The sequence below is a fragment of the Akkermansiaceae bacterium genome, from assembly GCA_017798145.1.
Taxonomy (GTDB): Bacteria; Verrucomicrobiota; Verrucomicrobiia; order Verrucomicrobiales; family Akkermansiaceae; genus Luteolibacter.
Map to the genome: position 1 here is coordinate 1736798 of CP059069.1, position 25009 is coordinate 1761806.

The following is a 25009-nucleotide window of genomic DNA, read 5'->3' on the forward strand; positions in this document are numbered from 1 at the left end:
ACCGCCGTGAACCGTTCCAGTTTTATCGCCGCCTGCGCACTCATGGTGCTGGCAATGACCTTGGTTGCCAGGATCGTCCTCGGGGGAGCGGGCGGAGCACCCGGGGAGATCGCAGATGCCAATGATAATGGCGTGAAACCGTCGGCCTCCCCCATCCGCCAGCCCGCCGCCTCGACATCCCATGTGGATCGTGGAAAAGCCCGAGGATCATCGGGTGCCGAGGGGTTCAGCGTCCGCAGCGCTGTGCGGGATGCGGCGCAAGCGGGCGGCGAGACCGTCCCGTCGGATGGGAAGGCCGCCAAGGTGGGCACCTACGCCCTCGCCAGGCTCAATGAGCTGGACAGCCAGCTTCACCTCACCGCAGCCCAGAAGCGGAGACTTTTCCCCCTGCTAGCGCGGAATTCCCCAGGATTTGACCCCTCCATGGTCATCGGCACCCCCTCCGGGGTGCTGCACCCTGCCGACGCTCCTTCCTCAGCAACCGCAGGCGCGGGGCAGGACATCAGCACCGCCATCCTCGCCGAGCTGGATCCGGGCCAACAGGCCATCTATGAGGACATGCTCATCGATGACGGCCTCTGGTGGACGGAGATCATCAACCGGATCGACGCCGATTTCCAGGAATCGACCCGCGACGGCGCAGCACCGGAGGAAGACGCCGGAACGGGCGAAAACCTTTTCGACCTGCTCAACCAATAATTTTTGTAACCGAGCCGCCCGCCGCGGCGTCATACCCTTTGAGAGACCGAAATTCGGCTCCGCAAAAAAAACCGAATCAAAACATACAACATGAAAAAGACATTCACCCTCGTGCTGCTTCTCGCAGGCAGCCATCTGCTCCGTGCCGAGGACAACGCAGGCAAGACATTCAGCGATGGCACCCTGCCGGAAGCCCTCCGCCAATACGACGTGAACGGCGACGGCGCCCTCGACGAGGAGGAGCGCCAGGCTGCCAAGGCCGACCGCGAAGCCAGGCTGACCGCCGCCCGCCTCAACCGCTGGGACACGAACGGCGACGGCGTGATCGACGATGCCGAGCGCGCCGCTGCCAAGGAAGCCCTCCGCGAGCGCATCCTCGCCGCCCGCAAAGCCAGGTTCGCAAAAATCGCCGGCGAGGACGGCCTGATGAGCCTCGAGGAGTTTGCATCCATCCCAGCGCTCAAGGGACGCACCCGCGAGCAAATCGCCGCGATTTTCGGCCACCTGGATGCGAACAAGGACGGATCGGTCTCCCTTGCGGAGTTCCTCGGACGCCTCGACCGCCCGCAACTGCCGCCCATCAGCAACAGCTGAGCCGGCGCCTGCCCGCAAAATCGCAAAAGAAGCAATCCGTCAGGCGGATTGCTTCTTTTTTGCGTTCGCCTACCTTTCCCAGCACAAACCCAGCTACGATGCCGCCGAGACCCAACTCATCCTGCCGACTTTCATGGTTGTCCATGCAGCTGATGGTCGTGTCATCCCTCGCCTGCCCCGGACAAACCGTTTACCAAACGGATTTCGAAAACTTCCAGGCAGGCCCCAACAGGCTGGTTGGCACCGAGAACTGGGTGGGGAACTCCACCACCAGCGGCTCCCATGGCATCGATCAGGACGCAATACCTGGCAGCGGCCTTGGCAAGACCGCCTTCATCGGGTTCGCCCCGCCGGCAGGAGCCATCAATCCCGTCCTAGTCAGCCGCTCGGTGAACCTCAACCCGGCGACCAACAGCGAACCCATCATCGAGTTCGAGTCCCTGCTCGGGATCAAGGACTCCACCAACGCCTTCCGGGACAGCTTCTGGATTTCCTTCTTCAATATAAGCCACGGCACCCGCTTGGCTCACATCCGCTTCGCCAATGAGGCGAACAGCTCCTGGATCTATTACGGTGACGGCGTGGGCATCACCAACACCCAGGTCAATTTCATCCCCGGCGAGATTCACCTCCTGCTGGTGCGCATCGATCTCGTGATGAACCGCTGGAGCGCCTACCTGGATGGCATCCCCCTTTTCAACGGTGTGCCCTTCACCGCCCTGACAGGCACGAGCGCCGGGCGCACGCTCGGCAGCGTTGGCGCGGAATGGCGGCGCAGCGGATTGAGCTGGGGTGACAACTGGATGCTCATCGCGGATTGGCAGGTGCGCATGATGCCCCTCCAGCTCAACTCCGCTGCAAGGGACGGTGCCGGTGGCTTCGTTATCCGCTGGACCGGTGATCCGGCACGATCATACCAAATCCAGCACAGCGACGAGCTGGGTGAGTGGAAAAACACCCTGCCCGGTTCCACGTTCCCCACCCAGACGAACCACGGGATACTGAGCTTCACGGATTCAGGCGCCCTCCCCGCACAAAGATTCTACAGGGTGCTGAGGACGCCGTGAACCTCCGGAAGATCAGTTCAGCAGCCCGCAGAACGATTTCCTACCGACCCAAAGCAGGTAAAGCGGGAGAATCGTGACAAGGATGACAACCGGGTCCGCCAGTCCTGCGCCCTTGGTCATGAAGATGTGGAAAGCCAGGATGTTGACGATCACCGGCCCGAGCAGGAGCAGGCCGATGTTCCGGGTTTTGGGGATCGCGACGAGGATGCCCCCGGAGATTTCGAGGACTTTCACGAAGGCGAGGTAACCGGTCATGTACATCGCCCCGAGGAACATGGCAGGGGGTGAACCTTCGGGAGGCGAGGGAATCTGGATGAATTTCAGGAAGAAATTCAGTCCGAATACGACGAAGAGCAGGCCGAGAAGGCCGGCGGCGATGGTTGGTGCGTGTTTCATGTTTCTTTTGTTTTCGGTTTTTGTTTATGCGAGATCGAAGAGAAGCGCCTCGGCTTCGCCGGTTGCAGCGAAATGTACGGTTCCAACGGACTCCGTGCTCAGCGCGTCCCCGGGATCCAGGGAGGTGCCTCCAACGGAAATGTTGCCCTTGATAACCTGCAGCCAGAGCCCGCGGGACGCAGCAAGATCATGGCTGACGGTTTCGCCGGCTTGCATTTTCAGACGATAGACATGGGCGTCCTGGTGGATGACTGCGGAGCCTTCGCGGCCGTCCGGAGAAATGACCAACACCTTGGATTTGTCATCCAATCCGGGGGATGGATGCCACTCGGTGTAGGATGGCGTGAGTCCCCTCCCCTCCGGCGTGATCCAGATCTGGAGCAGGTGCAGGGGCTCGGTCTTCGAGGGGTTGAACTCCGAATGGGTCACCCCGGAACCCGCGCTCATCAGCTGGATCTGGCCGGGCAGCAGCTCGCGGCCGTTGCCCATGCTGTCCTTGTGCGCGATCGCGCCGGAAACGACATAGCTGAAAATTTCCATGTCGCGGTGCGGGTGTGTGGGGAAACCGGCGCCGGGCGCGACCATGTCCTGGTTGATCACGCGCAGCGAACGGAAGCCCATGTGCGCCGGATCGTAGTAATCGGCGAAGCTGAAAGTGTGGTAGCTGTCCAGCCAGCCGTGATTCGCGTGCCCGCGCTCGTTGGAGCGGCGGACGGTGAGATTGGAAGTGTTCGTTTTCATGACAACATCACAATGACAGCCGTCAGCGGATTCGCATAATATCACCTTCGCACGAAGTTCATGCCTTGAAGTTATAACCCGATCCGGTAAGCTCCGCCACATGGAATTTCACCAGCTCCGGTATTTCGTGGCGGCCGCCGAGGAACTCAGCATGTCGAAGGCGGCGGAGCGAGTGCATGTTTCGCAACCCGCCCTGAGCCGCCAGATCCGGTTGCTTGAGGAGGAACTGGGGCTGAAATTGTTCGACCGCATCAAGCAGCGCATCCATCTCACCGAAGCGGGGAAATTCTTCCTTGTGAAGGCCCGGCAACTTCTCTGCGACTCGGAATCGGTGGTGCAGCAGGTTCAGGAACAATTCGCAAACGCCCGACCGACCTTGCGTCTGGGCTTTCTCTCTCCGTTTCTCGACGACCTCGTCGCACCCGTCGTCCGGGAATTCCTGCAGCGCCACCCGAAGTCGAAGGTCAGCCTCTTCGATCTCCCGCCTCGCGCGCAGCTCGACCGCCTACGCCTTCACGAACTCGATGCCGCGATCCTCGCAAACCTCGATGATGCGGAGCGAAAGCTGTTCAACGTCCTGCGCCTTTCGAAACACCGCTTCGTAGTAGTGCTCCCCGAGACTCACTACCTCGTCGGAAGAAAATCAGTGAAACTCGCCGAGCTGAAAAGCGAGGACTGGGTCTCGCTCTCCAACGCCTTTTTTCCGAAGCGCCGCGAGTTTCTCATCGAGACCTGCCAACAAGCCGGATTCATCCCGCGCATCGTCTCGGAAATGGATTCACTGCCGATGATGCTTGCGGAAATCGGCACCGGCGGAGGTGTCGGCCTCATGCCCGGCCACGCCGCCAAACTCCCCCACGCGGGGTGCGCTATCGTGCAACTCACTGCGCCCGTGATCGAGTCCGAGCTCCTGCTCGTTTTGCCCAAGGCACCTTTGACAAAGGAAATGGAAAGCCTGATCGCTCTTATCAAGGAAAGGGCGAGCCGGATCTGAGCCGCCCTACTCTTCCACCAGCTCCGCGCCTTTGATCAGCCGGCAGAATTCCTTTTTCGTGACGTCGTGAACCGTCCCTTCGGCGGCATCCGGGCCATCTGTCTCCTTGTAGCGGATGGCGAGGCGCTCCCAGATGACAATGCGGAAATAGCGGTCTTCCTTTTTCCAGAGCTGGTTCTGTGCGAGTGCGATCACGGGGCGGGTATGGAGGATTTCAACGCACTTGTCGCTGCGGAAATGTCAGGGGCGGTGAGTAGGTGGGAGACGATGACGCAGCGGCGGGCGCCTGCGGCAATGACTTCGCCGAGGTTCTCCGGCTTGATCCCACCGATACAGAAGGCCGGAAACCGGGATCCTACGTCCTTTTCCATCTGAGCAATCTCTTCGAGGCCAATCGCAGGCCTGCCCTCTTTCGTCGGCGTCGGAAACAAGGGGCCGAAGCCGATGTAATCCGCGCCGTCGGCGAGGGCTTGGCGGGCCTGGGCGAGGCTGTGGGTGGAGCGGCCGATGATCATGCCATCCGCAATCCTACTACGGACATCGGAGATGGCCCCATCATCCTGCCCGATATGGACTCCGTCCGCGCCGAGCTCGGAGGCGAGTTCGGGATAATCGTTGAGGATGAAAGGCACGCCCGCCGCCTTGCAGAGGGGGATGATTTTCCGGGCGGCGGCGGCGACGGTTTCCAAGGGGATGCCCTTGGCGCGGAGCTGGAGGATGTCCGCGCCGCCTGAGAGGAGTTTCGCGGCGACATCTTCCATCGCGTCCTCCGCGACGTATCCGAAATCAACGATCCCGTAGAGCCGGGCGTCAGCGGCGATTTTCACAATCCCTTTTCTTCGAGGAAACGTCCGACCCAGCCGATGTCATAGGTTCCGTTCTCGAAATCCGGATGGTTGAGGATTTCCTGCTGGAAGGGGATGGTCGTCTTGATGCCGTGGATGGTGAACTCGCCGAGGGCTCGCTTCATCCGGGCGATGGCGATCTCGCGGGTCGCCCCGGTGATGATGAGCTTGGCGATCATCGAGTCATAATACGGCGGCACCGAGTAGCCGGAATAGACGTGGGTGTCCACGCGCACACCCTTCCCGCCCGGCGCATACCAGAGCGTGATCGTGCCGGGGCTGGGCATGAACTTGTTGTAGGGATCCTCCGCGTTGATGCGGCACTCGATGGAGTGGCCGCGCGGGCTGGCCTCCAGGACGTGGCGGGAAAGCGACTCGCCGGCGGCGACGCGGATCTGCTCCTTGATCAGCTCGCAGCCCATCACCTCCTCGGTGACCGGATGCTCCACCTGGATCCGCGTGTTCATTTCCATGAAGTAGAAATTCTCGCCCGCCTCATCGACGAGGTATTCGATGGTGCCGGCGTTCTGGTAGTTGATCGCCTTGATGAGGTTCACGGAAGCCGCGCCCATGCGCTCGCGCATTTCCGGGGTGATGAGCGGCGAGGGGCATTCCTCGATGATCTTCTGGTTGCGGCGCTGCATCGAGCAATCGCGCTCGCCGAGGTGGATGAAATGGCCGTGCGAATCGGCGATGACCTGGAACTCGATGTGGTGCGGGTTGAGCACCAGTTTCTCCATGTAGCAGTCGCCGTTGCCGAAGCAGGCCATGGCCTCGTTGGAGGCGGCCTGGAAAAGGGATTTGAACTCCTCTTCCTTGAAACAGGGACGCATGCCGCGCCCGCCGCCGCCGGCCGTGGCCTTGATCATCACCGGCAGGCCGATCTCCATCGCTTTCGCATAGGCTTCGTCGGGGTCATGGATGATTTCCGAGCCGGGGGTGATCGGCACGCCGTTCGCGACGGCGGTGGCGCGGGCGGTGGCCTTGTCGCCCATCATGCGGATCACATCCGCCGAGGGGCCGATGAAAACGATGCCGGAGGTCTCGCAGATGTCGGCGAAACGGGCGTTTTCCGAAAGGAAACCGTAGCCGGGATGGATCGCGTCCGCACCGGTGATCTCGGCGGCGGCGATGATGCGGTCGGGCTTGAGGTAGCTGTCCTTGCTCGGCCCCGGGCCGATGCAGACCGACTCGTCTGCGAGCTGGACGTGCATCGAATCGATGTCCGCCTCGGAATAGACGGCGACGGACTGGACCCCGAGCTCGCGACAGGCGCGGATGATGCGGAGCGCGATCTCGCCGCGGTTTGCCACCAGGACTTTGTTGAACATTTCGTCGGCGGGCGTGGGTTATTTGATGCGGAAAAGCGTGTCGCCGTATTGCACCGGGTTCGAGTCCTCGGCGACGATGGCGCAGATCGTGCCGGATCTCTCCGCCTTGATCTCGTTCATCACTTTCATCGCCTCGATGATGCACAGCGTCTGCCCTTCGGAAACGGCGGTGCCGACCTCCACGAAGTTCGGCGCGTCCGGCGCGGGCTTGCGGTAGAAGGTGCCGACCATCGGCGAGGTGATTTCCGCTCCCTCGGCGGCGGCGGGAGCCGGGGTGGAGGATGCCGCGGCAGGCGCGGAAATGGCAGCGACCGGAGCCGCAGCAGCAGCTGCAGGGGCGGACGGGATGCTGGAGAGAAGTTTCCCGAGATCCTCGAGATCCGCGCCTTTCTTTAGCTTGAGGTGAAAGTCCTTTTTGGTGAGATCGAAGTGGGTGAGCCCATGCTCATTCATCAGTTCGACGATTTTCCGGATTTCTTGGAGGTCCACGAGTTTATGTTTCAAAGTTTTGGAAAGCTGGAGGGAATCACCGCGACCCCATCGCTCGCCAAAGTTAGGAACCGTGGACAAGACCCGTCAAGCATCATCCCGGCTCGATTCGGCAGACTGGGTTTTGATTGCCCGGATCCCCCACCCCACCCACGCGATCCCGTAGTTCAAAAAAACTTGAACAATCCGCCCGGTTTGGATAATCAGGGGTTGTGGACATTCCCTCCCAGGAGCCTGAAGCCAAAACCATAGGCCTGAACCCGCTCCAGCAGCAGGTGGTGGATTATTTCGTGGACGGTGTGCGGGTGCTCGGCCTGCCGCGTTCGCTGGGTGAAATCTACGGTCTCCTCTTCATTTCCCCCGTGACACTCTCGCTCGACGACCTTGTGCGCACACTCGGCATCTCGAAAGGCTCGGCAAGCCAGGGGCTGCGCACGCTCAAGGCGCTAGGCGCTGTCCGCGAGGCGGATGGCAACGGCGACCGCCGCACCTACTACGAGCCCGCCGTGGACCTGAAACGGCTCGTTGGTGGCTTCATCCGGGAGCAGGTGCGCCCCCATCTCGATAGCGGGAAATCCAAGCTCGCACGGCTTCAGGAAGCCGTCCAAACGGATGTGGGGGCCGGTGAGCGCGAATTTTACGAAGAGCGCCTCGAGCGCCTCGAATCATGGATGAAACGCGGCGGCCAGGTGCTACCCATGCTCCAGAAAATCCTAGGACAATGACTCAACGACCGGAAATGCCCCGTTGGTTCTGCGTCCGCACCCAGACCAAGCGCGAACACATCGCCGCCAAGCACCTGCGGGAGCTGGCGGGGATCGAGGTCTTCTGCCCGCGCATCCGATACCGCAAGGCCACCCGCCGCGGCAAAATCTGGTGGCTCGAGCCGCTGTTCCCGGGCTACCTGCTCGCCAGGTTCGATCTCTCCGAAATGGAGCGCGCCGTCACCTTCTGCCATGGCGTCCGCGGCTTGGTGCGCTTCGGGACGGAAATCCCGGATGTCCCGGAGGCTTTCGTCAAAAACCTCATCCGCCAGGTCGGCGAGCAATCCTCCGACGATGCGGAACTCCTCACCGTCGCACCCTCCATCTCCGTCGGCGACGAGGTGGAGGTCGCACACGGCCCTTTCCGTGGCATGAAGGGCGTGATCCGCAGCGTCGCCCCGGCTGCGGAACGGGTCAAGGTCCTGCTCGAATTCCTCGGCCAAGTACAGCCCGTCGATCTCGACCTCTTCTCCATCCTGCTTCCGGGAAAACCAATACCCCATTTCTGAAACGACCGAACCGGCAACCCATCTCTGTTCATTTTTGATTGAACAAACCCGGAGACTGCCTCTCCATCAAGACATCCCCCGCCTTGTGCGCAGGGGACACCAAACCACAAGAAATCAAACCGAAGGTTTTTCCCCGAGAAGCGGGGAAATCGACCAAGGGCGGCAGCGTATCGAAATGAAAGCTGAAAACCTGAAAAGCTGACTCGCTGAAACCATTTCAGAATTCCAGCTTTCGGAACTTCAGAATGTACCCCATGCACTTCCTCATCGTCGGCGCCGGTTTCTCGGGTCTCGTGGCGGCACACCGGCTCTCGAACTCGGGGCACAAATGCACGATCGTTGACCGCCGCCCCCACCTCGCGGGAAACGCCCACGACTCCCACGACAAGGCCGGCGTCCTGACCCACAACTACGGCCCGCATTACTTCCGGACGAACTCACGGCGCATCGTCGATTACCTATCCGCCTTCACCGACTGGCACCCGGTCGAATACACCATCAAATCCCATGCCGAAGGCCGCTATTGGCCCTTCCCCATCAACCTCAACACCTTCGAGGAACTCATCGGAAAACCGGCGACCACTGCGGACTTCGAACGATACCTCGCAGAAAACCGCCACGACATCCCGAATCCGGAAAACTCCGAGGAAGTCATCCTCTCCCAGGTCGGCCCCCGCCTCTACGAGCTCTTCTTCGAGGGCTACACCCTCAAACAATGGAAGCGCCACCCGCGCGAGCTTGACCCCTCCGTCTGCGGCCGCATCCCCATCCGCACCAACCGCGACGACCGCTACCTTTCCGAGGAATTCCAGGCACTCCCAAAAAACGGCTACACCGCCCTGCTGGAAAACATCCTCGACGACTGCCCGAACACCACCCTCCACCTCAACACCGACTTCGCGGAAGCCCGCAAAAAATTTCCCCACGACCACCTGATCTTCACCGGAGCCATCGATGAGTACTTCGGCCGGAAATACGGCCCGCTGCCATACCGCTCGCTGCGCTTCGAGCACGAATCCTTCACCGCCGCCGAACTCGTCGCGCGCGAAAGCGTTTCCAAAAAACCCGGCTTCTGGCAGCCCGCCATGCAGGTGAACTACCCGGGCAAGGAAGTCCCTTTCACGCGCATCGTCGAGATCAAGCACGCCACCGGCCAGCGCATCGAAGCCACCACCATCGTCCGCGAGTTCCCCGACGACTGGGATCTTTCCAAGGAACCATACTACCCCGTCCCGGCCCCAGACGCCGCCGCCGCCTACAAACGCTACGCCGCCCTCGCCGAGGCGGAAACCAACACCACCTTCATCGGCCGCCTCGCCACCTACCGCTACTACAACATGGATCAGGTCACCGGCATGGCGCTCGTAGCGGCGGAGAAACTCATCAAACGCTTCGCGTAAGCGGCCTTCCACTGATCACTGATCACTCGGCACTAGCCACTTCTTCCTTCTCCCAATGAATAAACTCTTCATCTCCGGCCACCGCGGCATGGTCGGCTCCGCACTCGTCCGAAAGGCCGCTGCTCTCGGCATCGAGACGCTCATCGCCACCCGCTCCGAGCTCGACCTGACATCTCAGGCCGATGTCTTCGATTTCCTGAAACGCAACGCACCGGACACGGTCATCATCGCCGCCGCGAAGGTCGGCGGCATCCATGCGAACTCCACCTACCCCGCCGATTTCATCTACGAGAACCTCGCTATCGCCTCAAACCTCATCGAGGGCTCACGCCGCGCCGGCATCCCCCGCGTCCTGTTCCTCGGATCCTCCTGCATCTACCCGAAAATGGCTCCCCAGCCGATGCCGGAAAGCTGCCTCCTGACCTCGCCGCTGGAGGTCACCAACGAGGCATACGCCATCGCCAAGATCGCCGGGCTGAAAATGTGCCAGCACTACCGCGCCCAGCACGGCCTGCTCTACCATTCCGCCATGCCCACCAACCTCTACGGCCCGGGCGACAACTACCACGCGGAGAACTCCCACGTGATCCCCGCCCTCATCCGCCGCTTCCACGAGGCGAAGGAAAGCGAGGCTCCCTCCGTCACGATCTGGGGCACAGGCACCCCTTGCCGCGAGTTCCTCCACACCGACGATCTCGCCGCCGCCTGCTTCCACCTCCTCTCCCTGCCCAATCCACCCGACTGGGTCAACGTCGGCACCGGCTCCGATCTCACCATCCTCGACCTTGCGAAACTCGTCGCGAAAACCACCGGCTACAGCGGCGAGATACTCACCGACCCTACCAAGCCCGACGGCACCCCGAAGAAACTTCTCGATATCTCCCTCATCGAATCCACCGGCTGGACGCCGGAGATCCCCTTCGAAACCGGCCTCGCGGAAGCATACGGGGATTTCCTCGCCTCCCTCGCCAGCGGCGCGGCAAGGCTCTGATTCCCAATCCGCATGCCCAGCCGCAAGAAAGACCTCATCCGCGCCACAGCATACGGATTCGCCGCATTCCTGATCATAACGGTGGTCATCGCCGACAGCGGGCATGGCAAGCAATGGTGGCCCTTCCTCGATCACATCCCCTACGGCGACAAACTCGGCCACATCGGCCTCTTCGGAACACTCGGCTTCCTCTGCAACCTCGCCTTCCCTAACAAGCGCCCTTCCCGGCTGCCCTCCTTCATCACCAAGACAAGCCTCGTCCTGCTAGTGATCGTCTCCCTCGAGGAGCTATCCCAGGCTTTCATCCCCTACCGCAACCTCGATCTGAAAGACTGGATCGCGGATCTCATCGGCCTCAGCCTCGGGCAACTGGCCGCCACCACACTAAGCCAACGCACCAACTCCAACCCTTCCTCTCACGTCGAAGATTGAATTCTGAAGTTTATGAAAAAAGCACTCATCACCGGCATCACCGGCCAAGACGGTTCCTATCTCGCGGAATTCCTCCTCGAAAAAGGCTATGAAGTCCACGGCATCAAGCGCCGCGCATCCCTGTTCAACACCCAGCGCATCGACCACATCTACGAAGACCCCCACGTCGAGCACTCGCGCTTCAAGCTCCACTACGGCGATCTGACGGACTCCTCGAACCTCACCCGCATCATTTCCGAGATCCAGCCGGATGAGGTCTACAACCTCGGCGCACAGTCCCACGTCGCCGTTTCCTTCGAAGCACCCGAATACACTGCGGACGTCGATGCCATGGGCACCCTGCGCCTGCTCGAAGCCATCCGTTTCCTCGGCCTCGAAAAGAAAACCCGTTTCTACCAGGCCTCCACCTCGGAGCTCTACGGCCTCGTCCAGGAAATCCCCCAGAAGGAAACCACCCCCTTCTACCCGCGCTCCCCCTATGCCGTCGCGAAAATGTATGCCTACTGGATCACCGTAAACTACCGCGAATCCTACGGCATCTATGCCTGCAACGGCATCCTCTTCAACCACGAGTCCCCCCGCCGCGGCGAGACCTTCGTCACCCGCAAGATCACCCGCGCCATGGCGAACATCGCCCAAGGCTTGGAAAAATGCCTTTTCCTCGGGAACATGGACGCCCTCCGCGACTGGGGCCACGCCAAGGACTACGTCCGCATGCAGTGGATGATGCTCCAGCAGGAAACGCCCGACGATTTCGTCATCGCCACCGGCAAGCAGATCTCCGTCCGCGAGTTCGTCCGCATGTCCGCCAAGGAAGCGGGCATCGAACTCGAATTCTCCGGCGCCGGCGTCGATGAGACCGCCACGGTCAGCTCCGCAAATCCGGATCTCGCCCCAGCCGTCAAACCCGGCGATGTGATCGTCCGCGTCGATCCCCGCTACTTCCGCCCTGCGGAGGTTGAGACCCTCCTCGGGGATCCCACCAAGGCCAAGGAAAAGCTCGGCTGGATCCCGGAAATCACCGTCGAGGAAATGTGTGCGGAAATGGTCGCCTCCGACCTCAACACCGCCCGCCAGAACTCCCTCCTCAAATCCCACGGCCACCACATCCCGGTCTCCAAGGAGTAGTGGCGGCGGTCTTCGGTCGCCGTGGCCTCTTCCTTGAAATTTGAAACTTGAATCTTGAGAGTTCAGCCCGTCATCGGCCTCCCTGTGGCCGCAACCGACTACGCCGGCGCGGTGGCCTGGATCCTCGAAAAAGCAGCCCGCGCAGACCGCCCCTACGCCGTCGAGGCCGCCAACACCCACGTCGCCGCCCTTTACCGTTCGGATCCCGCCTTCCATGAATCGCTGGAAAAATTCGACCTCATCACCCCTGACGGAATGCCCCTCGTCTGGTCGGTCAACGCCCAGCTCCCCGCAGGGGAAAAACTAACAGACCGCGTCTACGGGCCGACCCTGATGCTTGAGACCATCAGAGCCACCCAGGGCAAACAGGAATTCCGCCACTTCCTCCTCGGTGGCAAACAATCCACCCTCGACAAGCTCGCCTCCAAGTTTTCCTCGGAGTTTCCCGGTGCCGTCATCTCCGGCAGCCACTCCCCCCCCTTCGGCGAATGGCCGGGGGACGAAACGGAAAACATCATCCGAAAAATCCAAGAATCCGGAGCCAACCTCGTCTGGGTCGGCCTCGGCTGCCCGAAACAGGAACATTGGATCGCCCGCAACAAGCACCTGCTCCCCCCCGCCGTCTATTTCGGCATCGGCGCCGCCTTCGCCTTCCACGCCGGCGAGGTGAAACAGTCCCCCCCCATCCTCCAGAAACTCGGCCTCGAATGGGCCTACCGCCTCGCCATGGAGCCCCGCCGCCTCTTCAAACGCTACCTCACCTACAACACGCTCTTCCTCTTCCACACCCTCCGCGGCCAAATGCGCGACTGATCATTTCAGCATCCCAGCCTCTCAGCCTTTATGAAAATATCTTCCATCTGCTGCCTCGGCGCCGGTTACGTCGGCGGCCCGACCATGGCGATGATCGCCGCGAAATGCCCCGACATCCAGGTCACGGTCTGCGACATGAACCAGGCGCGCATCGATGCCTGGAACTCAGATACGCTCCCGGTCTATGAGCCGGGTCTCAGGGAGGTCGTGGAATCCGCGCGCGGGAGGAACCTCCATTTCACCACCGACCTCAAGCCCGCGATCACCGCCGCCGACCTCATTTTCGTCTGCGTCGGCACCCCCACGAAATCCTACGGCATCGGCGCAGGCCGCGCGGCCGACCTCCGCTACATCGAGTCCGCCGCCCGCCTGATCGCGGAAGTCTCCGAGGGCAACAAGATCATCGTCGAGAAATCCACCATCCCGGTCAAGACCGCCACCGCGATCCAGACCATCATCTCCGCCAACTCCACCGGCAACGCCACTTTCCAAGTCCTCTCCAACCCCGAGTTCCTTGCCGAAGGCACCGCCGTCTCCGACATGGAGAACCCCGACCGCATACTCATCGGCGGCGAGCAAACCCCGGAAGGCCAGAAAGCCCTCCAAGCGCTCGTTGACGTCTATGCCACCTGGGTGCCCCGCGAACGCATCATCACCACCAACCTCTGGTCTTCCGAACTCTCCAAGCTCGTCGCCAACGCCTTCCTCGCCCAACGCATCTCATCCATCAACTCCATCTCCGCACTCTGCGAGGCGACCGGCGCCGACGTCGATGAGGTCGCCCGCGCCATCGGCTACGACTCACGCATCGGCCCGAAATTCCTCAAAGCCTCGGTCGGCTTCGGCGGCTCCTGCTTCCAGAAGGACATCCTCAACCTCGTCTATCTCTGCGAGTCCTTCAACCTCCCCGAAGCCGCCGCATACTGGCGCTCCGTCGTCACCATGAACGACTGGCAGAAGTCCCGCTTCGTCGAAAAGATCGTCCGCACCCTTTTCAACACGGTCTCGGGCAAACGCATCGCCATCCTCGGCTTCGCCTTCAAGAAAGACACCAACGACACCCGCGAATCCGCAGCCATCCACATCGTCCGCGACCTCGTCGCCGAGAACGCCCACGTCGCCATCTACGATCCACGCGTCACCAAGGAAACGATACACCGCGACCTCCTCGAGGTCGGCGTCCCCCAGGATATCATCGACTTCAACATCGAGATCGCCGAGAGTCCCTACGAGGCGGTCACCGGCGCACACGCCCTGGCCACCCTCACCGAGTGGGACGAGTTCCGCACCCTCGATCTCCCCAGAGTCTACGACCTCATGCTCAAGCCCGCCTTCGTTTTCGACGGCCGCGCCATCCTCCCCGCTGAAGCCCTGGCAAAACACGGCTTCGAAACCTTCATCATTGGCAAAGGAAGCTGAGAAGGTAAAAGCTGAAAACTGAAACGCTGAAACGCTGAAATCGGTGTGGGCCTTGCGAGCTCCATGTATCCTAAAAAATGAGCCCTTGCCCGCCGCCCAACAGGATGCCGGCAAGTTCACCCCGTTTTTCACAACCATCGTATTTCGAACCAGGCGCAGCCTCTGATCCATTTCAGCTTCTACCCAATGCGTCTATCGGAAGAACTCAGAACGCGGACAAAGGACTTCGCATCATCGGTAATACGGATATTCGTCGCTCTCCCGCGCCAACGGGATGAAGTAAACGTCCTCGCAAAACAGATGCTCCGGTCGGGCACATCCGTCGCCGCACACGCCCGCGAGGCGTCCCGCGCACGCTCCGATTCCGAACTCTGTTCCAAACTCGACGGCCTTCTCCAGGAAGCAGACGAGACGCAACTTTGGCTAGAACTCCTGATCGAAGACTGTAGCGTTAAGGATGAACCCTTGCCCGCCGCCCACAGGGAAGCCGGTGAACTCATCGCAATCTTCACAACCATCGTATCAAGAGTGAGGCGCAGCCTCTGACCCATTTTCAGCATTTCAGTTTTCAGCATTTCAGCTTTTACCCCATGAACATTTTCCCAGAAACCCACCGCTTCCTCAACCGCCACGACAAGGAATCCCTCCTCCAGCAGCGCGGCCTTGCCGTCTGGATGTGCGGACTCTCCGGCTCGGGGAAATCCACCATCGCCAACGCCGCCGAGCGCGTTCTACACAAACAGGGCCGCTTCACCATCATCCTCGACGGCGACAACGTCCGCTCCGGCCTCAACGCAAACCTAGGATTCTCCGACCAGGATCGCCTCGAAAACATCCGCCGCCTCGCCGAGATCACCAAAATCCTCGTCGAGAACGGCGTCATCGTCTTCATCTCCGCCATCACCCCGCGCGGCGAGCTCCGCGACCTCGCCCGCGGCATCGTCGGCGAGCAGAACCTCTTCGAGACCTACGTCAAGGCCACCTACGAAACCTGCGAGCAGCGCGACGTAAAAGGCCTCTACGCCAAGGCCGCGCGCGGCGAGATCGAGCACTTCACCGGCAAGGACGGCTCCTTCGAGCCCCCCCAAAGCCCCGACCTCACCCTCGATACGGAATCCCTCACGATCGAGGACGCCGCCATCGAGCTTGTGGAGGCCATCCTGCCAAAAGTCTCCCAATCCCTGCCTTGAATCATGGACTTCGGCCAAACCCTCCCCACGGTCGTCTCCGCCTTCCAGCGCTCCAAACTCCATTTTGCCCTGATCGGAGGTCTCGCGATCAGTTTTCACGGGATACAGCGCTCCACCTTGGATGCAGATTTCATCCTGCTCATGGATGACCTCAAGGAGGCGCACATCATTCTGCTGAAACTCGGCTACAACCGCGAATTCCACTCCGAAAACGTTTCCCACTACATCTCCCCGGATCCCGCATTGGGTAGAATCGATATTCTCCACGCCCTACGCCCCATTGCAGAGGGGATGATCTTGCGGGCCAAGCAGTTCCCCCTCACCCCGGAACACACCATTCCCGTCGCCGACGTTGAGGACATTATTGGCCTCAAGATCCAAGCCGCCTGCAACGATCCCTCCCGGCACCGGTCGGACTGGAACGACATCCACTCCCTCATCGAACACTCCGCACAGAACAGCCTCCGGTTGGATTGGCCTCGCCTCGCCGATTACCTGGATCTGTTTGATCTCGCGGAAACACTCCCCGAACTCCGACTGACCTATGCCTCGGCTCTCAGACAAGGAATGTGATGCCATCCGGCAGTTCGCCGGCAAACCTACACTGCAGATCCCCGCGCACCCCCCCGTCGCTATCATGGATTTCCTGAAATCCATCTCCACCCTCCCTGCCGCCCTCCGTCCCGAAAAACCCGTCCGTTTCACCGGCAACCAATGGAAATTGTGAAGCGATCCGATAAATCCTTACTAAGCCACCCAAGTTACTAATTATTACTTGACCGCACCCGCAACAGGACACAAAAGTCCGCCCCCGCCAGGATTCCCCTTTCAGGATCTCAGCTTTTTCAGCATTTCAGTTTTCACCTTTCCATGCCCAACTACAACCTTTCCCACCTCGACCAGCTCGAAGCCGAGGCCATTTTCATCCTCCGGGAAACCGCCGCCCAATTCGAGAACCCCGCCCTCCTGTTTTCCGGCGGCAAGGACTCGATCGTCATGGCATGGCTTGCGAAAAAAGCCTTCTGGCCCGCCCGTCCGCCTTTCCCGCTCGTCCATGTCGATACCGGCCACAATTTCGACGAGACCATGCACTACCGCGATGAGTTCGTGAAACTCCTGCGCGCCCAGCTCGTCGTCGGCTACGTGCAGGAATCGATCGACACCGGCCGGGTCACCGAGGAAACCGGCCCCAACGCCTCCCGCAACAAGCTCCAGACCGTCACCCTCCTCGACACCCTCGAGAAACACCAGTACGATGCCGCGCTGGGCGGAGGCCGCCGCGACGAGGAAAAAGCCCGCGCCAAGGAACGCTTCTTCTCCCACCGCGACGACTTCGGCCAGTGGGATCCCAAAAACCAGCGCCCCGAGCTCTGGAACCTCTTCAACGGCCGCAAGAACCCCGGGGAGCACTTCCGCGTCTTCCCGCTCTCCAATTTCACCGAAATGGACATCTGGATGTACATCAAGCGCGAGAACATCCCCCTCCCCTCCATCTACTTCGCCCATGAGCGCGAGATCTTTGAGCGCAACGGCACCCTCCTCGCCGTCACCGATTTCCTCAAACCCCAGGATCACGAAACCGTCACCAAGGAAGTCGTCCGCTTCCGCACCATCGGCGACGCCACCTGCACCGGCGCCGTCCGCTCCTCCGCCTCAAACCTCGACGAGGTCATCGCCGAGGTCGCCGCCGCCCGCCAGACCGAGCGCGGCACCCGCTCCGACGATAAACGCTCGGAAACAGCCATGGAAGACAGGAAGAAAGAAGGATACTTCTGAATAAATGCTGAAAACCTGAAACGCTGAAAATCTGAAATTTCAGACAGCACTTCGTGGTTTTCATCCTCTTCTTCCCCTACCTCTGAGCCTCTCAGTTTTCAGAATTTTAGCTTTCACCCACCATGTCCTCTCCAGCTCCACAACAAACTGCGATCTGGAAACGCATGTCCCTTAGCGAAAAATACAACCTCCTCGCCGCGACAGTCCGACAAGCCCGCGAACTCAAGCGCATGGGCCTCCGCATGAAATACCCCGCCGACAGCCCCCAGGAAACCGAAACCAAACTCGCCCGTGTCTGGCTCCATGCAAGACCCTGACTTCATATCCCTTTTCGTAGAACCCCTGGAAAACGCCGGGATCCGCTACATGATCGCCGGTTCGGTCGCCAGCTCCATCTACGGTGAGCCCCGTAACACACTCGACATCGATATGGTCGTGCTACCCGACCCCAACCAGATAAGCCAATTCCCCGCACTTTTCCCCGAAGCGGACTACTACCTCCCGCCCACAGAAGTCATCGCCATCGAGTCCCGCCGCGAAGCCAACGGACATTTTAACATCATCCATCACAACACCGGCCTCAAAGCCGATATCTACCTCTCCCGCAACCATCCCGCCCTTCCGTGGGCACTCGAACACACCCGCCGCGTTCCGACCGCAGCCTGTGAAATCAGCCTCGCCCCACCCGAATACGTCATCATCCACAAGCTCGGGTTCTACAAGGAATCCCAGCACCAACGCCACCTCCGCGACATCGCCGGCATGATCGAACAACAGGAACTCGACCACACATTCCTCACCCACCACCTAGAAAAACTCCACCTAACAGAAGAATACAAAGCCGCCCTCGCCTTAACCCAACGAGGATAGTCTTACTTACCTCCCAATTTTTTCACAACTCCCTCTCCTAATACCTCTTGCCATTGATCACTGGAAACTGATCACTTTCCACTTCTTACCATGACTCCGACAAAACTTCTCAGCCTCCTGCTACTCGCGCTCCTCGCGCTGCCGGCAAAGGCGCTGACGCTTGCGGAACTGGAGAAATCCTACGAGGACAAGCGATCCGAGATCCGCCTCGAAAAGACCAGATCCATGGACGCCCTCAAGGAGAGCTACCTCGGCGCACTCGCCCGCATCGAGGCGAAGTTCCAGCGCGCCGGCCGGCTCGACGAAGTCCTGCTCACCAAGGACGAGGCGAAAGATATCTCCGAAGGGAAATGGCCGCTTGCCGCCCTGCCGGAGAAAATCTCCCTCGATGTCGCAGCACCCAGGAAGATCTACCTCAAGAAACACATTGAGATCGAACAGGAGGCCGCCCGCAAGTCCGCCGATACCGCCGACAAGATGCTGGCTCTCCTTGACCAACAGGCCGTCTCCCTCACCAAGTCCGGCGATCTCCAGCAAGCTCTCCTCGCCCGCCAGATCAAGGCCGAGATCGAGTCCGACGCCACCCTCGTCAGCGCCCGCAAGCTCCTCGCCAATGTCAGGAGCGACGGAACCTCCCGCCCCGCCCTCAAAATCCGCCGCTACGGCGACAACATCGAGGTCATTGTCCGCTATGACATGCGCGGGAAAGTCAGCATGGACAGCCCGGTTTCCAATGTAAAAGAGGCAGACAAATCAATTGGCGATACGACGGCGAAGGTCTTGGGCGAGTTTGTTGGTGCAGAAGGATATGTGGTGGATTCTTACGTTCATTTCGAGAGAGATTTCGCAGACAGCGATTTTTCAGGTATCGCGCTTAGTGCGATTGGTCATCAATTCTCCAAACAATACGGAGACTTTACCGCGTTGGAATTCAAGATCCTGCCCAATGGGGTAAATCCATACGTGACGCTCCCAGTGAAAATGATCCCAATCTCGATAGGAGGAACCACGCAAATCTCCATCCGGCACTTCACTCCAAAAACCAACCGAACAGTAAACGGATTCAAACTAATCCAAGGAACCGCTGGTGGGAGCGCGTTCGGAGGAAAAGCATTTGAAAGCGCAGGTGAATGGATAACGCAAACGGTCATTTCCGAGCCAACGAGCGAACAAGGTAGTCTCCTTCTTTATTTTACTTTCGCTCCAGACAACAAGGGCGCCGATTTGACGCAGGAGCCAATCGTAATTGGTCATATCAAGGTCGAACACGTCAAATTCTCGGCTTTCCTCGTGCAGCGCCTTGGCGACAACGGCGTGATTACCGAATCCTTCGAGGAAGCCGAAAAGCAACCCAAAATCATATCAAACGGCGAACTGCTCCCCCAACCCGAACGCTGAAATTCCATCACCCATTTCCTCTTCCACTGATCACTGCCAACCGATCCCTTTCCACTTCTTTCCATGGACCTTCTAAGATTCACCACCGCCGGCTCCGTAGATGACGGCAAATCCACCCTCATCGGCCGGCTCCTCTACGATTCCAAATCGATTTTCGAGGACCAGCTCGAGGCCATGGAGGAATCCTCGCGCCGCCGCGGCGATGAAAATGTCAACCTCGCCCTCCTCACCGACGGCCTGAAGGCGGAGCGCGAGCAGGGCATCACCATCGATGTCGCCTACCGCTACTTTGCCACGCCCAAGCGCAAGTTCATCATCGCGGACACCCCCGGCCACACCCAGTACACGCGCAACATGGTCACCGGTGCCTCGACCGCCAACCTCGCCATCATCCTCATCGACGCGCGCAAGGGCGTCATCGAACAGACGAAACGCCACTCCTTCATCGCCAACCTGCTCCGCATCCAGCACCTCGTCGTCGCCGTCAACAAGATGGACCTCGTCGACTACTCACAGGAGGTCTTCGACAACATCGTCCGGGACTTCCGCGAGTTCGCCTCCCGCCTCGACAACATCGTCGACATCACCGCCATCCCCATCTCCGCGCTCAACGGCGACAACGTCGTCGAGAAATCCGCACACATGCCCTGGTATGAAGGCTCCACTTTCCTCTACCATCTGGAAAACGTCTATGTCGGCGGGGAGGAGAACCACGTCGATGCCCGCTTTCCGGTCCAATGGGTCATCCGCCCCATGTCAGATGAATGGCACGACTTCCGCGGCTACGCTGGCCGCGTCGCCGGCGGGGTCTTCAAGCCCGGCGATGAAGTGACCGTCCTCCCCTCCGGATTCAAGACCCACGTCAAGGCCATCCACTCGCCCGACGGCGAGAAAACCGAGGCCTTCGCCCCACAATCCGTCTGCCTCACCCTCACCGAGGAAATCGATATCTCCCGCGGCGATACGCTCGTGAAATCCAACAACCCGCCCAAGGTCGCACAGGACATCGAGGCCATGGTCTGCTGGTTCTCCAACAAGCCCATGCCGCCCCGCGCCAAGCTCATCATCCGCCACACCACCCAGGAAACGAAAGCCATCATCCAGGAAGTGAAATATCAGGTCGATGTCAACACCCTCCACAAGATCGAGGGAGTCGATTCCCTCTCCATGAACGACATCGGCCGCATCACCCTCCGCACCGCCGTCCCCCTCATCCACGACTCCTACCGCCGCAACCGCAACACCGGTTCCTTCATCCTCATCGACCCCGGCACCAACGAAACCGTGGCCGCAGGCATGATCGTCTAGCGCTTCGCGCTTCGCGCGCAGGGCGCGATTTCGAAGGCCTAAACGTCGAAAGTCTAAAGTCCAGACCCTCCCCAATCGCAAAGCGATTCTTCGCCCTCCCGCCTACCGCCCTACCGCCCTACCGCCCACCGCCCACCGCCTTCCGACACTCCCCCTCACTTTTCAGCTTTCATTCCATGCCCCGCATCTCCGAAAAGCAGCGACTCCAGCTCATTGAGGCTCTAGCAGCCTTCAAACCGGCGGTGATTTATCTTTTCGGCTCCTTCGGCACGCCTTCGCAACATCAGGGAAGCGACATGGACATCGCCTTTCTTCCTTCTGTTGCCACGGATCCCGTCGCATGCTTCCGGATTGCCGGGGAACTCACGGAGCTATTTGGAAGGCAGGTCGATCTCGTTAACCTGACCCAGGCCAGCACCGTATTTGCGAAAGAAGTCCTCCGAACGGGAACCCCTATCGCCGCCGACTCACCAGCGCTACAACAGCAATTCGAAATGTTGACGCTGGCGGACTACGCCCGTCTCAACGAAGAGCGCCAAGCCGTTCTCGCATCATGATCGACGACATCGACCTGAACAAAGCCGCGATCATCCGCCGTTGCCTCAGGCGCATCGCGGAGGAATACCGGAACGATCCAGGCCGCCTGGATGATTTCACCGCACAGGACTCCATTGTGTTGAACCTGCTCCGCGCCTGCGAGGCCGCCATCGATCTCGCCATGCACCGCGTCGCCCAAGGACGCCTTGGCATCCCACAATCCAGCCGGGACGCATTCGAGCTCCTGGCTCAAAACGGCATGCTCGGCGCCCCTTCCGCGACCGCGATGAAGCACATGGTCGGATTCCGGAACATCGCGGTGCACAGCTACCAACACATCCAACTGCCTATCCTCCAGGCAATCCTCGAAAAGCACTTGATCGATTTTGAATCTTATCTCACTGAGCTTTCGCTCTAGTGGAGCGCGGGGCGCGCTGTCAAAAGTCACAACGTCGAAGGTCAAAAGTCACAAGCCAAGTAAGCGCCCCCCGACCCCCGACCCCCGCCCTCCGCCCTCCGCCCTCCGCCCTCCGCCCTCCGCCCTCCGCCCTCCGCCCTCCGCCCTCCGCCCTCCGCCCTTCCGCCCTCCGCCTCCCAATATCCCGCTCTCCCGCTCTCCCGCTCTCCCGCTCTCCCGCTCTCCCGCTCTCCCGCTCTCCCGCTCTCCCGTTCTCCCGTTCTCCCGTTCTCCCGTTCTCCCAATCTCCCAATCTCCCAATCTCCCAATCTCCCGTTCTCCCAATCTCCCAATCTCCCAATCTCCCAATCTCCCAATCTCCCAATCTCCCAATCTTCCGCCCATGACCCTCCCAAAACGAAACATCGCGATTCTTACCGCCTTGGGAGCGATTGCGGCCATTACAGGAGGAATCATCCTGGCACGAAATCCCGATCTAATCAGGCAAGCGCTTTCGATCGTGGATGTCATCAGCGCATGGTGCACCACCCACCCCGCTTTTCTCTTTCTTGCGATTGTCCTTTTGCCCGGCTTCGGCTTCCCCGCAAGCCCGCTCATTGTTCTCGCCGGGGTTGTCTGGGGCAGCACATGGCAGACCTGCGCCATCACCATCGCCGCCGTCGCGCTGAACATGGCATGGACGCATTTCCTCGCCGCAGGCCCAGCCAGAGCCATTGTGATCCGCCTGCTCGGTGAGCGCTGGCAGAGGTGGAAGAACATCCACCCGGATAACCTCCGACGCTTGACCATCCTCTTCCGGATCACGCCCGGCATCCCCTTCTTCATCCAGAACTACGTGCTCGGACTGCTGGGAGTCCCTTTCCTTACCTACATCTCCATTTCCGTCCCGCTCAACGGCATCTTCGTCATCGGCTTCGTGCTCACGGGAGGAGCCATCTTCGAAGGGGATCTGGGAATGGTCGCTGCCGGCATCTCCATCCTGATCGCCGCCGCACTGGGACTCGGCTTTCTCCGAAGCAAACTCAAGGCGTCCCGGAAAATACAATCCACAACTTGATCGCCTCGCAGCCCCAACTTCTTGTCGTCCTGCCGATCTTCAACGAAGAGGAATCGATTTCCTCTGTAATCCAGGAATGGTTCGCAACATTGGTTTCCCACGCACCGGACTTCAGGCTGCTCGCCATTGACGACGGCTCCACCGACCGGACTTTGGATCTCCTTCATTCCCTGAAATCCGGACTCGGTGATCGCCTGGAAATCCTCACCCGCCCGAACCGTGGCCACGGCCAGACCTGCATCGAAGGTTACAAAATTGCCCTCGACCGGAAAATACCCTTCATCCTCCAGATCGACTCCGACGGGCAGTCGGAGCCATCCCATTTCCAGGAATTCTGGGCTTTGAGGGAAGACTTCGATGTCATTTACGGGAAACGAAACCGCAGCGACGGAGCAAGGCGCGTCCTTGCAAGCGCGGTTCTCCGCACCCTGCTCAGGCTAATCGCAAAAGCCGATTGCGTGGATGCCAATGTTCCCTACCGCCTGATGCGTTCGGAATCCTGCGCCAAAGCGATCCGATCCGTATCCCCTGATATCTTCCTAGCAAATGTAGCGCTCGCCGTAGGCCTTGCGAAATCCCCAGAAATCCACCACGGCAGCATTCCAATCAACTTTCCACCCAGGAAAGGAGGCGAACCCTCGGTGCCCTTCCTCAAATTCGCATCCAAAGGCCTCGAGCTCTTCATCCAGCTCAGAAAATCCGGTATACCCAGGTAAGCAGTTGGCAGTAGGCTGTCACCGAACATCCGACCTTAGACCTTAGACCTTAGACCTTAGACCTTAGACCTTAGACCTTAGACCTTAGACCTTAGATCTCCCGATCTCCCGCTCTCCCGCTCTCCGCCCCCTGACCTTCGCCTTGCTTCCTACACCTTTACCCTTCATGTTTTCTACATGAAAGTAGAACTCGACATCCCAGATTCCGCGCTTTCCGCACTGCGTCAAGCACCTGCTGAGTTTGCTGCCTGTCTCCGTCTTATGGCCGCCGCCAAGCTCTATGAAACCGGTAACCTGAGTCAAGAACGTGCCGCTGAGTTGGCCGGACAATCCCGCCAGGATTTCGTGCTTCAGCTATCCCGTTTGAGTGTTTCACCGTTTCAGGGAGTGGAGGAAGACCTGATTTCTCTTTCCCCTCTTCCGTGATTCTGGTTTTCAACGCGTCGCCGATTATCGTTCTCGCCAAAGCAGGCCTCTTGGATCGGCTGCTCCCGCTGGGGGATGAAGTCTGGATCCCTGAAGCGGTCGCCAGCGAAGTCGCTGCAGCAAGGGATCTGGGCGATCCCGCTTCTGGCTGGATTGCTGGAAATTCTACACTCATTCATCCCACAACGCTTGTTTCACCTTTTCTCATGGCATGGGATCTGGGAGCTGGAGAATCTGCGGTGATTTCTCTAGCTGTGGAATTTCCCAATGCAGTCGCGGTTCTTGACGATTTGGCCGCCCGCCGGTGCGCTCAAGCAATGGGTCTCCGTATTGTCGGAACCCTTGGTCTTATCCTCATGGCCAAGCGTGCCGGAATCATCCCATCCGCGAGCCGCGCGCTCGATGCCGTTGTCGCAGCCGGATTGTTCATCTCGCCGCATCATCTTGAGGCCATCCGTATCCAAGCTCAGGAGGAATAGAATTTCTGCCACTTTCTGCCCTAAACCTCATCCGCCAACCGCCCTCCGTACTCCGCTCTCCCGCTCTCCCGCTCTCCCGCTCTCCCGCTCTCCCGCTCTCCCGCTCTCCCGCTCTCCCGCTCTCCCGCTCTCCCGCTCTCCCGCTCTCCCGCTCTCCCGCTCTCCCGCTCTCCCGCTCTCCCGCTCTCCCGCTCTCCCAATCTCCCAATCTCCCAATCTCCC

The 25009-nt window shown here is 60.1% G+C and carries 32 protein-coding genes; 26 read left to right on the top strand and 6 right to left on the bottom strand.

Annotated elements, in window-relative coordinates; all coding sequences use genetic code 11:
* Positions 1 to 6 precede the first annotated feature (6 nt).
* The 3 genes from HZ994_07250 (at position 7) to HZ994_07260 (ending at position 2360) form a co-directional block, all read left to right on the top strand.
* Positions 7 to 699, top strand: coding sequence for a hypothetical protein (locus tag HZ994_07250; GenBank protein ID QTN32133.1), 693 nt, complete (start codon positions 7 to 9; stop codon positions 697 to 699).
* Between the two features lie 90 nt (positions 700 to 789).
* On the top strand, positions 790 to 1293 hold the full coding sequence (locus HZ994_07255; protein QTN32134.1) for an EF-hand domain-containing protein: 504 nt from the start codon (positions 790 to 792) through the stop codon (positions 1291 to 1293).
* Positions 1294 to 1391: 98 nt separating this feature from the next.
* Complete coding sequence (locus tag HZ994_07260; protein QTN32135.1) at positions 1392 to 2360, top strand: hypothetical protein; 969 nt, start codon at positions 1392 to 1394, stop codon at positions 2358 to 2360.
* A gap of 12 nt (positions 2361 to 2372) precedes the next feature.
* On the opposite strand, the gene HZ994_07265 is transcribed toward HZ994_07260, so the two are convergent.
* Both HZ994_07265 and HZ994_07270 read right to left on the bottom strand, forming a co-directional pair.
* Entirely contained in the window at positions 2373 to 2756 is a 384-nt protein-coding gene (locus HZ994_07265; protein ID QTN32136.1) for a hypothetical protein, read from the bottom strand.
* Positions 2757 to 2780: 24 nt separating this feature from the next.
* Entirely contained in the window at positions 2781 to 3497 is a 717-nt protein-coding gene (locus HZ994_07270; protein QTN32137.1) for a pirin family protein, read from the bottom strand.
* 100 nt (positions 3498 to 3597) lie between these two features.
* Here HZ994_07270 and HZ994_07275 point away from each other — a divergent pair, with 100 nt between their 5' ends.
* On the top strand, positions 3598 to 4491 hold the full coding sequence (locus tag HZ994_07275) for a LysR family transcriptional regulator (GenBank protein QTN32138.1): 894 nt from the start codon (positions 3598 to 3600) through the stop codon (positions 4489 to 4491).
* A gap of 6 nt (positions 4492 to 4497) precedes the next feature.
* Here HZ994_07275 and HZ994_07280 read toward each other — a convergent pair whose 3' ends face one another.
* The 4 genes from HZ994_07280 to accB are packed head-to-tail and all read right to left on the bottom strand — an operon-like array spanning position 4498 to position 7156.
* Positions 4498 to 4683: a hypothetical protein gene (locus HZ994_07280; GenBank protein ID QTN34338.1), complete on the bottom strand. Its 186-nt coding sequence runs from the start codon at positions 4681 to 4683 to the stop codon at positions 4498 to 4500.
* Entirely contained in the window at positions 4683 to 5318 is a 636-nt protein-coding gene (thiE, locus tag HZ994_07285) for a thiamine phosphate synthase (GenBank protein ID QTN32139.1), read from the bottom strand. Before thiE ends, HZ994_07280 begins: the two co-directional genes overlap by 1 nt.
* Positions 5315 to 6667 carry an acetyl-CoA carboxylase biotin carboxylase subunit gene (accC, locus tag HZ994_07290; GenBank protein ID QTN32140.1) on the bottom strand — a complete coding sequence of 451 codons (1353 nt, stop codon included), beginning with the start codon at positions 6665 to 6667 and terminating at the stop codon, positions 5315 to 5317. The genes thiE and accC overlap by 4 nt, the downstream gene beginning before the upstream one ends.
* 18 nt (positions 6668 to 6685) lie before the next feature.
* Positions 6686 to 7156, bottom strand: coding sequence for an acetyl-CoA carboxylase biotin carboxyl carrier protein (gene accB / locus HZ994_07295; protein QTN34339.1), 471 nt, complete (start codon positions 7154 to 7156; stop codon positions 6686 to 6688).
* 212 nt (positions 7157 to 7368) lie between these two features.
* Here accB and HZ994_07300 point away from each other — a divergent pair, with 212 nt between their 5' ends.
* The 22 genes from HZ994_07300 to HZ994_07405 all read left to right on the top strand — a co-directional run bounded on the left by HZ994_07300 (position 7369) and on the right by HZ994_07405 (position 24787).
* On the top strand, positions 7369 to 7881 hold the full coding sequence (locus HZ994_07300) for a transcriptional regulator (protein ID QTN32141.1): 513 nt from the start codon (positions 7369 to 7371) through the stop codon (positions 7879 to 7881).
* Entirely contained in the window at positions 7878 to 8429 is a 552-nt protein-coding gene (locus HZ994_07305) for a hypothetical protein (protein ID QTN32142.1), read from the top strand. The genes HZ994_07300 and HZ994_07305 overlap by 4 nt, the downstream gene beginning before the upstream one ends.
* 254 nt (positions 8430 to 8683) lie before the next feature.
* A complete protein-coding gene (locus HZ994_07310; protein QTN32143.1) occupies positions 8684 to 9829 on the top strand; it encodes an FAD-dependent oxidoreductase in 1146 nt (381 codons plus the stop codon).
* Positions 9830 to 9884: 55 nt separating this feature from the next.
* Positions 9885 to 10820, top strand: coding sequence for a GDP-L-fucose synthase (locus tag HZ994_07315; protein QTN32144.1), 936 nt, complete (start codon positions 9885 to 9887; stop codon positions 10818 to 10820).
* A gap of 12 nt (positions 10821 to 10832) precedes the next feature.
* The gene (gene vanZ / locus HZ994_07320; protein ID QTN32145.1) at positions 10833 to 11252 is read left to right on the top strand and encodes a VanZ family protein; all 420 of its coding nucleotides are present in this window, start codon (positions 10833 to 10835) and stop codon (positions 11250 to 11252) included.
* A gap of 12 nt (positions 11253 to 11264) precedes the next feature.
* On the top strand, positions 11265 to 12380 hold the full coding sequence (gmd, locus tag HZ994_07325) for a GDP-mannose 4,6-dehydratase (GenBank protein QTN32146.1): 1116 nt from the start codon (positions 11265 to 11267) through the stop codon (positions 12378 to 12380).
* 54 nt (positions 12381 to 12434) lie between these two features.
* On the top strand, positions 12435 to 13193 hold the full coding sequence (locus HZ994_07330) for a WecB/TagA/CpsF family glycosyltransferase (protein ID QTN32147.1): 759 nt from the start codon (positions 12435 to 12437) through the stop codon (positions 13191 to 13193).
* Positions 13194 to 13223: 30 nt separating this feature from the next.
* Positions 13224 to 14612, top strand: coding sequence for a UDP-glucose 6-dehydrogenase (locus tag HZ994_07335; GenBank protein QTN32148.1), 1389 nt, complete (start codon positions 13224 to 13226; stop codon positions 14610 to 14612).
* Between the two features lie 186 nt (positions 14613 to 14798).
* Positions 14799 to 15158, top strand: a complete 360-nt coding sequence (locus HZ994_07340) for a four helix bundle protein (protein ID QTN32149.1) — start codon at positions 14799 to 14801, stop codon at positions 15156 to 15158.
* Positions 15159 to 15202: 44 nt separating this feature from the next.
* Positions 15203 to 15802 carry an adenylyl-sulfate kinase gene (gene cysC / locus HZ994_07345; protein QTN32150.1) on the top strand — a complete coding sequence of 200 codons (600 nt, stop codon included), beginning with the start codon at positions 15203 to 15205 and terminating at the stop codon, positions 15800 to 15802.
* Between the two features lie 3 nt (positions 15803 to 15805).
* Positions 15806 to 16375 carry a nucleotidyl transferase AbiEii/AbiGii toxin family protein gene (locus HZ994_07350; GenBank protein QTN32151.1) on the top strand — a complete coding sequence of 190 codons (570 nt, stop codon included), beginning with the start codon at positions 15806 to 15808 and terminating at the stop codon, positions 16373 to 16375.
* A 297-nt stretch (positions 16376 to 16672) separates the two neighbouring features.
* Entirely contained in the window at positions 16673 to 17578 is a 906-nt protein-coding gene (cysD, locus tag HZ994_07355) for a sulfate adenylyltransferase subunit CysD (protein ID QTN32152.1), read from the top strand.
* A gap of 164 nt (positions 17579 to 17742) precedes the next feature.
* Positions 17743 to 17895, top strand: coding sequence for a hypothetical protein (locus HZ994_07360; GenBank protein QTN32153.1), 153 nt, complete (start codon positions 17743 to 17745; stop codon positions 17893 to 17895).
* Positions 17882 to 18448, top strand: coding sequence for a hypothetical protein (locus tag HZ994_07365; protein ID QTN32154.1), 567 nt, complete (start codon positions 17882 to 17884; stop codon positions 18446 to 18448). Before HZ994_07360 ends, HZ994_07365 begins: the two co-directional genes overlap by 14 nt.
* 225 nt (positions 18449 to 18673) lie before the next feature.
* Positions 18674 to 19846, top strand: coding sequence for a hypothetical protein (locus HZ994_07370; GenBank protein ID QTN32155.1), 1173 nt, complete (start codon positions 18674 to 18676; stop codon positions 19844 to 19846).
* Positions 19847 to 19909: 63 nt separating this feature from the next.
* The gene (gene cysN, locus HZ994_07375) at positions 19910 to 21154 is read left to right on the top strand and encodes a sulfate adenylyltransferase subunit CysN (protein QTN32156.1); all 1245 of its coding nucleotides are present in this window, start codon (positions 19910 to 19912) and stop codon (positions 21152 to 21154) included.
* 176 nt (positions 21155 to 21330) lie between these two features.
* Complete coding sequence (locus tag HZ994_07380; GenBank protein QTN32157.1) at positions 21331 to 21711, top strand: nucleotidyltransferase domain-containing protein; 381 nt, start codon at positions 21331 to 21333, stop codon at positions 21709 to 21711.
* Positions 21708 to 22109: a DUF86 domain-containing protein gene (locus tag HZ994_07385; protein ID QTN32158.1), complete on the top strand. Its 402-nt coding sequence runs from the start codon at positions 21708 to 21710 to the stop codon at positions 22107 to 22109. The genes HZ994_07380 and HZ994_07385 overlap by 4 nt, the downstream gene beginning before the upstream one ends.
* 382 nt (positions 22110 to 22491) lie before the next feature.
* Positions 22492 to 23166 carry a VTT domain-containing protein gene (locus HZ994_07390; protein ID QTN32159.1) on the top strand — a complete coding sequence of 225 codons (675 nt, stop codon included), beginning with the start codon at positions 22492 to 22494 and terminating at the stop codon, positions 23164 to 23166.
* The gene (locus HZ994_07395; GenBank protein ID QTN32160.1) at positions 23163 to 23882 is read left to right on the top strand and encodes a glycosyltransferase family 2 protein; all 720 of its coding nucleotides are present in this window, start codon (positions 23163 to 23165) and stop codon (positions 23880 to 23882) included. Before HZ994_07390 ends, HZ994_07395 begins: the two co-directional genes overlap by 4 nt.
* Positions 23883 to 24059: 177 nt before the next feature.
* On the top strand, positions 24060 to 24308 hold the full coding sequence (locus HZ994_07400) for a UPF0175 family protein (GenBank protein ID QTN32161.1): 249 nt from the start codon (positions 24060 to 24062) through the stop codon (positions 24306 to 24308).
* Positions 24305 to 24787, top strand: a complete 483-nt coding sequence (locus tag HZ994_07405) for a DUF3368 domain-containing protein (protein ID QTN32162.1) — start codon at positions 24305 to 24307, stop codon at positions 24785 to 24787. The genes HZ994_07400 and HZ994_07405 overlap by 4 nt, the downstream gene beginning before the upstream one ends.
* The last annotated feature ends 222 nt before the right edge of the window (positions 24788 to 25009 follow it).